The 12,958-nt window shown below is 72.4% G+C and carries 11 protein-coding genes; 10 read left to right on the forward strand and 1 reads right to left on the reverse strand.

Annotated features, from left to right (window positions below; all coding sequences use genetic code 11):
* Window positions 1-51: 51 nt before the first annotated feature.
* Window positions 52-999 (reverse strand): hypothetical protein, encoded by a 948-nt coding sequence (locus K7787_RS06230; protein WP_009187996.1) that lies wholly within the window; start codon window positions 997-999, stop codon window positions 52-54.
* Window positions 1,000-1,371: 372 nt separating this feature from the next.
* Between K7787_RS06230 and uvrC the strand changes: the two genes are divergently transcribed.
* From uvrC to K7787_RS06280, 10 genes are all read left to right on the forward strand, one after another.
* Complete coding sequence (gene uvrC, locus K7787_RS06235; protein ID WP_164389072.1) at window positions 1,372-3,465, forward strand: excinuclease ABC subunit UvrC; 2,094 nt, start codon at window positions 1,372-1,374, stop codon at window positions 3,463-3,465.
* 12 nt (window positions 3,466-3,477) lie between these two features.
* Window positions 3,478-4,479 (forward strand): RNase adapter RapZ, encoded by a 1,002-nt coding sequence (rapZ, locus tag K7787_RS06240; protein WP_009187994.1) that lies wholly within the window; start codon window positions 3,478-3,480, stop codon window positions 4,477-4,479.
* Complete coding sequence (locus tag K7787_RS06245; RefSeq protein ID WP_043260664.1) at window positions 4,476-5,570, forward strand: gluconeogenesis factor YvcK family protein; 1,095 nt, start codon at window positions 4,476-4,478, stop codon at window positions 5,568-5,570. The genes rapZ and K7787_RS06245 overlap by 4 nt, the downstream gene beginning before the upstream one ends.
* Window positions 5,561-6,550, forward strand: coding sequence for a DNA-binding protein WhiA (gene whiA / locus K7787_RS06250; RefSeq protein WP_019984044.1), 990 nt, complete (start codon window positions 5,561-5,563; stop codon window positions 6,548-6,550). Before K7787_RS06245 ends, whiA begins: the two co-directional genes overlap by 10 nt.
* A gap of 957 nt (window positions 6,551-7,507) precedes the next feature.
* Window positions 7,508-8,515: a type I glyceraldehyde-3-phosphate dehydrogenase gene (gene gap, locus K7787_RS06255; protein WP_009187991.1), complete on the forward strand. Its 1,008-nt coding sequence runs from the start codon at window positions 7,508-7,510 to the stop codon at window positions 8,513-8,515.
* A gap of 233 nt (window positions 8,516-8,748) precedes the next feature.
* Window positions 8,749-9,960, forward strand: a complete 1,212-nt coding sequence (locus K7787_RS06260) for a phosphoglycerate kinase (RefSeq protein WP_019984042.1) — start codon at window positions 8,749-8,751, stop codon at window positions 9,958-9,960.
* A gap of 6 nt (window positions 9,961-9,966) precedes the next feature.
* Window positions 9,967-10,743, forward strand: a complete 777-nt coding sequence (gene tpiA / locus K7787_RS06265; protein ID WP_009187989.1) for a triose-phosphate isomerase — start codon at window positions 9,967-9,969, stop codon at window positions 10,741-10,743.
* 168 nt (window positions 10,744-10,911) lie between these two features.
* Window positions 10,912-11,142 (forward strand): preprotein translocase subunit SecG, encoded by a 231-nt coding sequence (secG, locus tag K7787_RS06270; protein ID WP_019984040.1) that lies wholly within the window; start codon window positions 10,912-10,914, stop codon window positions 11,140-11,142.
* A gap of 307 nt (window positions 11,143-11,449) precedes the next feature.
* Complete coding sequence (locus K7787_RS06275; RefSeq protein WP_019984039.1) at window positions 11,450-11,737, forward strand: RNA polymerase-binding protein RbpA; 288 nt, start codon at window positions 11,450-11,452, stop codon at window positions 11,735-11,737.
* A gap of 134 nt (window positions 11,738-11,871) precedes the next feature.
* On the forward strand, window positions 11,872-12,958 hold a 1,087-nt coding region (locus K7787_RS06280; RefSeq protein WP_223000718.1), incomplete at its 3' end, for an MFS transporter.

Genomic DNA, 12,958 nt, shown 5'->3' on the forward strand with positions numbered 1-12,958 from the left:
CCGCCCGTCCCCGGGCGGCGTCACGCCGCCCTCGCCACCGGCGCGGACCGCTCACTCCCAGTCCCAGCCGATCCCCACCATGCCCGGCCGCACCCGCGGCTCCACCAGATGCACCGAACGGTGCCGTTCGCTCACCGGCAGGTCCTGGCGGCCGCCGCGCGGCGCCGCCGGCGACTGCTGCGTGAACCGGTGGCAGCGCACCGGCAGGGCGCCGGCGGCGAAGCGCACCTGGAGGGCGTACTGCCCGCCCGGCGAACCGGACCCCCGCACGTACTCGTGCGCCACCCCGGCGGTGCCGTCCTCGACGGCGTAGCGGAACAGGAACGTCTCCCCGGCCCGCAGCCGGGTGTCGAAGAGCAGTTCGGCCACGAGCACCCCCGTCTCGTGGTGCCACCGCACCCGTCCGGTACGGCAGTTCTCCAGCGCGTGCACGGCCATCCGCTCCGGCGCGCACCCCGGATCGCCGTGGTGGACCGCCACGAAACGGTCCACGCCGTCGCGGTGGGCGCGCACGATGTGCTCCGACTCGCGCCCGGCCAGCTCCCGGCGCGCCCCGACCCGCACCCGCTCGTAGTGGCCGAGCGTCTGCGGCTCGTCGTCGGGCGAGGCGTCCAGCCCGGCCAGCAGCTCGCGCAGCACGCCCGACGCCTCGACGAGGGACCGGTAGGAGCGGGCGGCGGCCCGCCGGCCGGCCGGCTGCTCCCCGGTCTCGGCCAGCAGCCGGATCAGCGACTCGTCCGGCAGCCGCAGGATCTCCTCCAGGGCGCGCACGGCCCGCAGCGACTCCGGGCGCTGCGGGCGCCGGGCGCCCTGCTGCCAGTAGCTCAGGCTGGTGACCCCGACCTTGACGCCGTAGCGCGTCAGATGGTGCTGCACACGCTGCAACGGCAGCCCGCGGGCGGCGATCGCGGCACGCAGCGCCACATGGAAGGGACCGCCGCGCAGGGCCGAGTCCAGTTCCGGTGTGGCGACGTCCGCCTGCTGGGGGGCGTACGGCATGCACGGGCCTCTCTGTGAAGGTGCGGGCGGGCGGCCGGTCCGTTCGCACGGGGCGCCGGGATCGCCGGCCGGCGTGCGGCGTGGGCGGAGGGCTTCTTCGCGTCCGTGCGCCGTCCCGGCCCCGACTTCCCCCGCATTGAAGCGTGTTGACCAAGTCCCGACAACACCTGCGACCCGACGGCGGCCCCCTCCTGGCCGAGTCCGCACCCCCGCGGCCGGCCGCGCCGCCCATCGTCCGGCGCGCTCGTTCACCCGGCGAGGAGAGCTGGTCACAGCAGGTAGTCGCACGCCAGTACGGTCGTCGGTGGCGCCGTGACCCGGGTTGTCCACAGGCTCGCCGCGCTGTCGGTCCCCGCCAGTAGGGTGTGAGACATGGCCGACCCCTCCAGCTACCGCCCCAAGCCGGGAGACATCCCGGACTCGCCCGGGGTCTACAGGTTCCGCGACGAACACCGCCGGGTGATCTACGTCGGAAAGGCGAAGAGCCTGCGCCAGCGCCTGGCGAACTACTTCCAGGACCTGGCCGGCCTGCACCCGCGCACCCGCACCATGGTCACCACCGCCGCGTCCGTGGAGTGGACCGTGGTGTCCACGGAGGTCGAGGCCCTCCAGCTGGAGTACTCCTGGATCAAGGAGTACGACCCCCGGTTCAACGTCAAGTACCGCGACGACAAGAGCTACCCCTACCTCGCGGTCACGATGAACGAGCAGTTCCCCCGCGTCCAGGTCATGCGCGGCCACAAGAAGAAGGGCGTGCGCTACTTCGGGCCGTACGGGCACGCGTGGGCCATCCGCGACACCGTCGACCTGCTGCTGCGCGTCTTCCCGGTGCGCACCTGCTCGGCCGGCGTCTTCAAGAACGCCGCCCGCACCGGCCGCCCCTGCCTGCTCGGCTACATCGGCAAGTGCTCCGCCCCCTGCGTCGGCCGGATCTCCGCCGAGGACCACCGGGAGCTGGCGGAGGAGTTCTGCGACTTCATGGCCGGCCGCACCGGCGCCTACCTGCGCCGCCTGGAGGAGCGGATGACGCAGGCCGCCGAGGAGATGGAGTACGAGCGGGCCGCCCGCCTGCGCGACGACATCGGCGCCCTGAAGAAGGCCATGGAGAAGAACGCCGTCGTGCTCGCCGACGCGACCGACGCCGACCTCATCGCCGTCGCCGAGGACGAGCTGGAGGCCGCCGTCCAGATCTTCCACGTGCGCGGCGGACGCGTGCGCGGCCAGCGCGGCTGGGTCACCGACAAGGTCGAGGAGGTCACCACCGGCGCCCTCGTCGAACACGCCCTCCAGCAGCTCTACGGCGAGGAGAGCGGGGACGCCGTCCCCAAGGAGGTCCTCGTCCCGGCCCTGCCCGACCCGGTCGAACCCGTCCAGCAGTGGCTCACCGAGCGCCGCGGCTCCGGCGTCTCGCTGCGCATCCCGCAGCGCGGCGACAAGAAGGCCCTGATGGAGACGGTCCAGCGCAACGCACAGCAGGCGCTCGCCCTGCACAAGACCAAGCGCGCCTCCGACCTGACCACCCGCTCGCGCGCCCTGGAGGAGATCGCCGAGGCCCTCGACCTCGACAGCGCCCCGCTGCGCATCGAGTGCTACGACATCTCCCATCTCCAGGGCGACGACGTGGTGGCGTCCATGGTCGTCTTCGAGGACGGCCTGCAGCGCAAGAGCGAGTACCGCCGCTTTCAGATCAAGGGCTTCGAGGGCCAGGACGACGTCCGCTCCATGCACGAGGTCATCACCCGCCGCTTCCGGCGCTACCTGGCCGAGAAGGAGAAGACCGGCGAGTGGGCCGAGAACGGTCAGGACGCCGACGGCGAGATCCTGGCCCCGGACGGCTCGCCGCTCGCCGGCGCCGGCCTCGGCGACGGCGCCCTCACCGAGGACGACGGACGGCCCAAGCGGTTCGCCTACCCGCCCCAGCTCGTCGTGGTCGACGGCGGACAGCCGCAGGTCGCCGCCGCGCAGCGGGCGCTGGACGAACTCGGCATCGACGACATAGCCGTCTGCGGCCTGGCCAAGCGCCTGGAGGAGGTGTGGCTGCCCGGCGACGACGACCCGGTGGTCCTGCCCCGCACCAGCGAGGGGCTGTACCTGCTCCAGCGCATCCGCGACGAGGCCCACCGCTTCGCCATCACCTACCAGCGCACCAAGCGGGCCAAGCGGTTCCGGGCCGGCCCCCTCGACGAGGTCCCCGGCCTCGGCGAGACCCGCAAACGCGCGCTGATCAAGCACTTCGGGTCGGTGAAGAGACTGCGGTCCGCCACCATCGACCAGATCCGCGAGGTGCCCGGCATAGGCCTGAAGACGGCCGAGACGATCGCCGCCGCCCTCGCGCAGGCGGCCCCGGCCGCACCCGCCGTGAACACGGCGACCGGAGAGATCATGGAAGACGAGCAGGACACGGCGTACGGGACGACCCCGGACGCCCCGGGAGAGCCCGTGCCCACGGGCGCCCCGGACGAATGACGGGGGCAGCACATGACCGAGCACGAGAGCCGGCCCGTGAGCGGGCGAGATCAGGCTCATGACGCAACAGGCGAGGACCAGCGGCAGCCCGCGGTCCCGGAACACGGAGCACAGGTGAGTCAGGGCATCGACACGGCGGGCTTCCCCGACGCGGCCATCCCCGAGCTGGTGATCATCTCCGGCATGTCGGGAGCCGGCCGGTCCACGGCGGCCAAGTGTCTGGAGGACCTCGGCTGGTTCGTCGTGGACAACCTGCCGCCCGCGCTGATTCCCACCATGGTGGAACTCGGCGCCCGTTCGCAGGGCAACGTCGCGCGGATCGCGGTCGTGGTCGACGTGCGCGGCCGGCGCTTCTTCGACAACCTGCGCGAGTCCCTGGCGGACCTGGAGGCCAAGCACGTCACCCGGCGCATCGTCTTCCTGGAGTCCTCCGACGACGCCCTCGTGCGCCGCTTCGAGTCGGTGCGCCGGCCCCACCCCCTCCAGGGCGACGGCCGCATCGTGGACGGCATCGCCGCCGAACGCGAACTGCTGCGCGAACTGCGCGGCGACGCCGACCTCGTCATCGACACCTCCAGCCTCAACGTCCACGAGCTGCGCGCCAAGATGGACGCCCAGTTCGCCGGTGAGGAGGAGCCCGAACTGCGGGCCACGGTGATGTCCTTCGGCTTCAAGTACGGCCTCCCGGTCGACGCCGACCTGGTCGCGGACATGCGGTTCCTGCCCAACCCGCACTGGGTCCCGGAACTGCGCCCCTACACCGGCGTCAACGAGGAGGTCGCCGCCTACGTCTTCAACCAGCCCGGCGCCAAGGAGTTCCTCGACCGCTACGCCGAACTGCTGAGACTCGTCGCGGCCGGCTACCGCCGCGAGGGCAAGCGCTACGTGACCATCGCCATCGGCTGCACGGGCGGCAAGCACCGCTCGGTGGCCATGTCGGAGAAGCTCGCCGCACGGCTCGCGGCCGAGGGCGTGGAGACCGTCGTCGTCCACCGGGACATGGGGCGCGAGTGACCGGACGTTCTCCGCGGCTGAGCCGGCTGCGCCGGGTGGTGCCCGAGTCGCGCGCGGCCCGCCAGTCGGCCGAGGCCCGCGCGGCCCGGCCCATCGAGGCCCGTGGCGCCCGCCCGCGCCGCCGGGGCGCACAGCCCAAGGTGGTCGCCCTCGGGGGCGGCATGGGCTTGTCCGCCTCGCTCGCCGCACTGCGCCGGATCACCGGCGACCTCACCGCCGTCGTCACGGTGGCCGACGACGGCGGCTCCAGCGGGCGGCTGCGCGACGAACTGGGTGTGCTGCCGCCCGGCGACCTGCGCAAGGCGCTGGCCGCGCTGTGCGGCGACGACGACTGGGGCCAGACCTGGGCCCGGGTCATCCAGCACCGCTTCACCTCCCAGGGCGACCTGCACGACCACGCCGTCGGCAACCTGCTGATCGTCGCCCTGTGGGAGCAGCTCGGCGACCACGTCCAGGCCCTGGACCTGGTCGGCAAGCTGCTCGGCGCGCACGGGCGGGTGCTGCCCATGTCCGCCGTGCCGCTGGAACTCCAGGCCCTGGTCAAGGGCCACGACCCGGAGCGGCCCGACGACGTCGACACCGTCCGCGGCCAGGCGACCGTCGCGCTCACCCCGGGCGAGGTGCAGTCCGTGCACCTCGTGCCGCACGACCCGCCCGCCGTGCCCGAGGCCGTCGAGGCGGTCCTCGACGCGGACTGGGTGGTGCTCGGCCCCGGCTCCTGGTTCTCCTCCGTCATCCCGCACCTGCTGGTCCCCGAACTGCTGGACGCGCTCACCGAGACCAAGGCGCGCCGGGTACTCTCGCTGAACCTCGCGCCGCAGCCGGGAGAAACCGACGGCTTCTCCCCGCAGCGTCATTTGGAGGTTTTGGGACGACACGCCCCTAAACTCGCCCTGGACGTGGTGCTGGCCGACGAGGCCGCCGTGCCCGACCGCGAAGTCCTCACCGAGGCCGCCAAGCGGTTCGGCGCCGCGGTCGAGCTGGCGCCGGTGGCCCGGAGGGACGGAACTCCGCGGCACGACCCGGAGCTGCTGGCCGCCGCGTACGACCGTATTTTTCGGATGCATGGAAGGATCGGCCCATGGCGATGACGGCAGCGGTGAAGGACGAGATCTCCCGGCTCCCCGTCACCCGGACCTGCTGCAGGAAGGCGGAGGTCTCCGCCATTCTGCGGTTCGCCGGCGGCCTCCACCTGGTCAGCGGGCGCATCGTGATCGAGGCGGAATTGGACACCGCGATGGCGGCCCGACGCCTCAAGCGGGACATCCTGGAGATCTTCGGGCACAGCTCGGAACTGATCGTGATGGCCCCGGGCGGACTGCGCCGCGGCTCGCGCTACGTCGTGCGCGTCGTCGCCGGCGGCGACCAGCTGGCCCGTCAGACGGGGCTCGTCGACGGCCGGGGACGCCCGATCCGGGGGCTGCCCCCGCAGGTGGTCTCGGGGGCCACCTGCGACGCCGAGGCGGCCTGGCGCGGCGCGTTCCTGGCGCACGGCTCGCTCACCGAGCCGGGTCGTTCCTCGTCGCTGGAGGTGACCTGCCCCGGCCCGGAGGCCGCGCTCGCCCTGGTGGGCGCCGCGCGCCGGCTCTCCATCGCGGCGAAGGCCCGCGAGGTGCGCGGCGTGGACCGGGTCGTCGTCCGTGACGGTGACGCCATCGGCGCCCTGTTGACCCGCCTCGGCGCGCACGAGTCGGTGCTCGCCTGGGAGGAGCGGCGGATGCGCCGCGAGGTGCGCGCCACGGCGAACCGGCTGGCCAACTTCGACGACGCCAACCTGCGCCGCTCGGCCCGCGCCGCGGTCGCCGCCGGCGCGCGTGTGCAGCGGGCGCTGGAGATCCTCGGCGACGACGTCCCCGAGCACCTCGCGGCGGCCGGGCGGCTGCGCATGGAGCACAAGCAGGCCTCCCTGGAGGAGCTGGGCGCGCTCGCCGACCCGCCGCTGACCAAGGACGCCGTCGCCGGCCGCATCCGCCGCCTGCTCGCCATGGCCGACAAGCGCGCCGCCGACCTCGGCATCCCGAGCACCGAGGCGAACCTCTCCGAGGAACTGGCGGACAACCTGGCGGGCTGAGCCCGCTCTTGGCTCGCACGGTAGGGCGCGGCACCGGGGGCGTCCTCGGGGGCCGCGCCCACGCGGTCGGCCGCGTGGGCTGCGGCCGGGGCCGGCGCACCGGGGTCGGCCCCGTGGCCGCCTCCGCCGCATCCGGTCGCGGCCCGACGGCGACGCGCGTGGCCCCATGGGCCTAACCGACACCCCCACAAGCCCCCCACAAGCCCCCCACAAGCCTCCACGAGGCCGCTCCGGTCCCGCCGGAGAGGCCTCGCCGCGTTATGCGGCCTGGCCAGGACCCACCCGCACCCCCCTGCCCTTCAGCCGCCGCAGGCACTCCGCGGCCAGGAACCGGCCCGCGCCCGAGGTACGGCCCTCGGTCACCTTCCGGCCGGAATCGGCCAGGGACTCGCCCGCGGTCGGCACGGGTGCTTTCCCGTCATCCGCCGCACCGTCGCGCCCCGCCGCCGACACGCCCTGCGTCCGCTGCCCGCGCGGCCCCCGCCCACCGGCGTACGGCCGCCGCTCTCGATCAGTCAGGCGTGTTCCGGTCCTGTTCGGGGCACCCGGCCCCTGGCGCGGACCGGAGGGTCGGCGGGCCGCCCTCGGAGGCGGCCGGACGGCCGTCGCGGACCGCGCCGAACCGCCCGGTTCCGGCCGCCCGCGCACCCCCGTCGGCGGCCCGCCGGACGGCCCCGACGACGGCCGCGAACCCCCCCTTCTCATGTGAGCCGACACGCTCACGAAAGAGTGACCAATGCGGTCAACCCGCCACCGACATCCGTAGCGAAAAGGAGTGAATCGGATGCTCGTGCGAGCGCCCCGCATCTCTACTGTCGGGTACGAAGCGCCCCGGTTTTCCGGGGGCGTCCGAATGTCACTCGGGGGGCCTCAGAGGGGTAGGGTCGGGGGTGGTCGGGGACATCCCAATACAGCTCGCCGGTGTCGCAGCCGGCGTACCAACGAGGAGATCGGTTCGTGACGATCCGCGTAGGCATCAACGGCTTTGGCCGCATCGGTCGTAACTACTTCCGCGCGCTGCTGGAGCAGGGTGCAGACATCGAGATCGTGGCTGTCAACGACCTGGGTGACACCGCGACAACCGCTCACCTGCTGAAGTACGACACCATCCTCGGTCGCCTCAAGCAGGAGGTCACGCACACCGAGGACACCATCACCGTCGACGGCAAGACCATCAAGGTCCTCTCCGAGCGCAACCCCGCCGACATCCCGTGGGGCGAGCTGGGCGTCGACATCGTGATCGAGTCCACCGGCATCTTCACCAAGAAGGAAGACGCCGAGAAGCACATCGCCGGCGGCGCCAAGAAGGTCATCATCTCCGCCCCGGCGAAGGGCGAGGACGTCACCATCGTGATGGGCGTCAACCAGGACAAGTACGACCCCGCCAAGGACAACGTCATCTCCAACGCCTCCTGCACCACCAACTGTGTGGCGCCGATGGCGAAGGTCCTCGACGAGAACTTCGGCATCGTGCGGGGTCTCATGACCACCGTGCACGCGTACACGAACGACCAGCGCATCCTGGACTTCCCGCACAAGGACCTGCGCCGCGCGCGTGCCGCCGCCGAGAACATCATCCCGACCACCACCGGCGCCGCCAAGGCCACCGCCCTGGTGCTCCCGCAGCTCAAGGGCAAGCTGGACGGCATCGCGATGCGCGTCCCGGTCCCCACCGGCTCGGTCACCGACCTGGTCGTCGAGCTGTCCCGCGAGGTCACCAAGGAAGAGGTCAACGCCGCCTTCCAGAAGGCCGCCGAGGGCGAGCTCAAGGGCATCCTCGAGTACACGGAGGACCCGATCGTCTCCTCCGACATCGTCAACGCGCCGGCGTCCTGCACCTTCGACTCCTCCCTGACCATGGTCCAGGAGGGCAAGAACGTGAAGGTCATCGGCTGGTACGACAACGAGTGGGGCTACTCCAACCGCCTCGTCGACCTCACCGTCTTCATCGGCAACCAGCTCTGACCGGCAGGGCAGGCACCTCGATGTGAGATCAGGGCTCGGGCCGCGCGCACCAGCGCCGCCCGGGCCCTGACGCGCGTGCGGCGGGCCGGGCCACCACCCGGCCCGCCGCCGGCGCGCGACGCCGACGCGCCACCGGACGCGAGCCCTTCGCGCCCCCGGTGCGCCACCCCGGCGCGCGTGCGGATCGACCAGCCCTCGTACGATCAAGAGCCACCTCCTCAGGAGTCCCATCCATGAAGACGATCGACGAACTTCTCTCCGAAGGCGTGAACGGCAAGCGGGTCTTCGTCCGCGCCGACCTCAACGTCCCGCTGGCCGACGGTGTCATCACCGACGACGGCCGCATCCGCGCCGTCCTGCCCACCGTCAAGGCCCTCGCCGAGGCGGGCGCCAAGGTGGTCGTGGCCTCGCACCTCGGCCGGCCCAAGGGCGCCCCGGACCCCGCCTTCTCGCTGCTGCCCGCCGCCGAGCGCCTCGGCGAACTCCTCGGCGCGCCCGTGGCGTTCGCCCAGGACACCGTCGGCCCCGCCGCCCACGGCGCCGTGGACGGCCTCGAGCCCGGCCAGGTCGCGGTCATCGAGAACCTGCGCTTCAACGCCGGCGAGACGTCCAAGGACGACACCGAGCGCGGCGAGTTCGCCGACGCCCTCGCCGCCCTCGCGGACGTCTACGTCGGCGACGGCTTCGGCGCGGTGCACCGCAAGCACGCCTCGGTCTACGACCTGCCGGCCCGCCTGCCGCACTACGCCGGCTACCTCATCGCCACCGAGGTCGGCGTCCTGAAGAAGCTCACCGAGGACGTCAAGCGCCCCTACGTCGTCGCCCTCGGCGGCGCCAAGGTCTCCGACAAGCTCGCCGTCATCGACCAGCTGCTCGGCAAGGCCGACCGGCTGCTCATCGGCGGCGGCATGGCCTACACCTTCCTCAAGGCCAAGGGCTACGAGGTCGGCATCTCGCTCCTCCAGGAGGACCAGGTCCCGGCCGTCAAGGAGTACCTGGAGCGCGCCGAGAAGCAGGGCGTGGAGCTGGTGCTCCCCGTCGACGTCGTGGTCTCCCGGGAGTTCCCGGACCTGAAGACCAAGGCGCCGACCGACCACACCGTGGTCGACGCGGACAAGATCCCCGCCGACCAGGAGGGCCTGGACATCGGCCCGAAGACCCGTGAGCTGTACGCCGCGAAGCTCGCCGACGCCGCGACCGTGTTCTGGAACGGCCCGATGGGCGTCTTCGAGCACCCCGACTACGCCGAGGGCACCAAGGCGGTCGCCCAGGCGCTCGTCGACGCGGACGGCTTCTCGGTCGTCGGCGGCGGCGACTCCGCCGCGGCCGTGCGCACCCTTGGCTTCGACGAGACCGCATTCGGCCACATCTCGACCGGCGGCGGCGCCTCCCTCGAATACCTCGAGGGCAAGACGCTCCCCGGCCTCGCCGCACTGGAGGACTGAACCTCAATGACCACCCGCACGCCGCTGATGGCGGGCAACTGGAAGATGAACCTCAACCACCTCGAGGCCATCGCGCACGTCCAGAAGCTCGCCTTCGCCCTGGCCGACAAGGACTACGAGGCCGTCGAGGTCGCCGTCCTGCCGCCCTTCACCGACCTGCGCTCCGTGCAGACCCTGGTCGACGGCGACAAGCTCAAGATCAAGTACGGCGCCCAGGACATCTCGCAGCACGACTCCGGCGCCTACACCGGCGAGATCTCCGGCCCGATGCTGGCCAAGCTCAAGTGCGCCTACGTCGCCGTCGGCCACTCCGAGCGCCGCCAGTACCACGCCGAGACCGACGAGATCGTCAACGCCAAGGTCAAGGCCGCCTTCAAGCACGGCCTGACCCCGATCCTGTGCGTCGGCGAGGAGCTGGACGTCCGCGAGGCGGGCAACCACGTCTCCCACACCCTCGCCCAGGTCGAGGGCGGTCTGAAGGACGTCCCGGCCGAGCAGGCCGAGACCGTCGTCATCGCCTACGAGCCGGTGTGGGCCATCGGCACCGGCAAGGTCTGCGGCGCCGAGGACGCCCAGGAGGTCTGCGCCGCCATCCGCGGCAAGATCGCCGAGCTGTACTCGCAGGAGGTGGCCGACCAGGTCCGCATCCAGTACGGCGGCTCCGTGAAGTCGGGCAACGTCGCCGAGATCATGGCGCAGGCCGACATCGACGGCGCCCTGGTCGGCGGCGCCTCGCTGGACGCCGACGAGTTCGTCAAGATCGTCCGGTTCCGCGACCAGTGAGCGCGGCGGTGCGCCGGAAGCCGGTCCGAGCTGTGAGTATGCGGTAGCGGCGATCCGTCGTACCCTTGCGGGGGCGCGGCAAGCGTGTCGGCATGCGGCTGGTCCGCGTGACACCTGCCGGGCCCCCGTCGTCCATCCGAATCCGAGGAAGTTGGTCCAGCCGTGGTTTTGGGGTTCTCGATCGCCCTGATCGTCTTCAGCCTGCTGCTGATGCTGCTGGTGCTGATGCACAAGGGGAAGGGCGGCGGCCTCTCCGACATGTTCGGTGGCGGTATGCAGTCCTCCGTCGGCGGCTCCTCGGTCGCCGAGCGCAACCTCGACCGCATCACCGTGGTGATCGGCCTGCTGTGGCTCGCGTGCATCATCGTGCTCGGCATCCTCATGAAGTCGAACGGCTGACGCACCGCACCGCAGACCGCCGCAGCCGAACAGCCGTCGAACGGACCGTCACGGCGCGGCGGACACCGCACATTCCGTACGTAAGGCCCCATGGTCGGTACGCGCTCGAAAGCGCGGCCTATCATGGGGCTTGCGTCTGTGCGTGGGGGGCGGTAACTCCAATCACTGGACGCGCGTTGGGCCTTACGTAGACTGAGGCGCTCGCAGCGAAGAGAAACACCGTCTCGCTTCGCGGCACCATCACGCAGGGAGTTACACCGTGGCAAGTGGCAACGCGATCCGGGGAAGCCGGGTCGGTGCGGGGCCGATGGGCGAGGCCGAGCGCGGCGAGTCCGCGCCGCGCCTGCGCATCTCCTTCTGGTGCTCCAACGGGCACGAGACCCAGCCGAGCTTCGCCAGCGACGCGCAGGTCCCGGACACCTGGGACTGCCCGCGCTGTGGATTCCCGGCCGGCCAGGACCAGGACAACCCGCCGGACCCGCCGCGCACCGAGCCGTACAAGACGCACCTCGCGTACGTACGGGAGCGGCGCAGCGACGCGGACGGCGAGGCGATCCTCGCCGAGGCCCTCGCCAAACTGCGCGGCGAGATCTAGAAGTCGACGTCCGGCCGGACGCCCCCGGGCAGACCGCCGGACCCCTTGCCGCCCCCGGCGGCCATGCGCCGCCGACCGATTGTCAGTGGTGCCCTCTACGGTTTGCGCATCGGGTGAATCGTGAGGGGGCGACGGTGGCGACGGTCGATGCGGCTCAGGCAGCCGAGAGCGGGGCGCGGCCCGCGTGGGGCGGGGCGTTCGGACGGCTGTGGGGCGCCGCGGTGCTGTCCAGCTTCGGCGACGCGCTGCGCACGGCGGCGCTGCCGCTGCTCGCCGCCTCGCTGACCGACGAGCCGCTGCTCATCGTCTCGGTCACCGCGTGCGGCTATCTGCCCTGGCTGCTGTTCGGGCTGCTCGGCGGCGCCGTCGCCGACCGGGTGGACAAGCGGCGGGCCATGTGGACGGTGGACGCGGTACGTGCGGTGCTGGTCGGCGGCTTCGCGCTCGCCGTCGCCCTCGGCCACGCCTCGATCGCCCTGCTGATCTGTCTGGCCTTCGCGCTCACCACGCTCCAGACCCTCTTCGACAACGCGGCGACGGCTCTGCTGCCCGCCCTCGTGGACCGCGCGGCGCTCGGCGGCGCCAACGCCCGGCTGATGACCGGTCAGCGCATCGCCGGCGGGCTGCTGGGCGGGCCGGCCGTGCCCCTGCTGCTCGCCGTCGGCGTGGCCGCGCCCTTCGCCGCCGACGCCGTCACCTTCCTGGTGGCCGCGGCGCTGGTGGCCTCGCTGCGGACGGCCGCGCCCGAGCGGGCGCCGCGGCCGTCCGGAAGCACCCTGCGCGGTGAGATAGGCGAGGGGCTGCGGGTGCTCGGGCGGGACCGGGCGCTGCGGGCGCTGTGCGCCGCGACCGCTCTGTGCAACGTCGGGATGGGCGCGCTCATCGCCGCTCTGGTGGTGCTCGTGACGGGCTGGCTGGGCGCCGGGCCCGGGGGATACGCGGCGGCGATGACCGCCTACACGGTGGGGAGCCTGGCCGGGGGAGCGGTCAACGGACGGGTGGTGGCTCGGCTGGGGCGGGTGCGGGCCGTGTTGGTGGCGGGGGTGGTGCAGGTCGCTGCGCTGGTGGTGATGGGGTCGGTGCGGGAACTGGGTGCGCTGGTGGGGGCGATGGCGGTGTTCGGGGTGATGGGGATGGTGTGGAACGTGAACACCACGACGCTGATGCAGGAGCGGAGCCCTGAGGGGATGCTGGGGCGGGTGAGCGCGGCGTTCCGGACGC

Source organism: Streptomyces sennicomposti, assembly GCF_019890635.1.
Lineage (GTDB): Bacteria > Actinomycetota > Actinomycetes > Streptomycetales > Streptomycetaceae > Streptomyces > Streptomyces sennicomposti.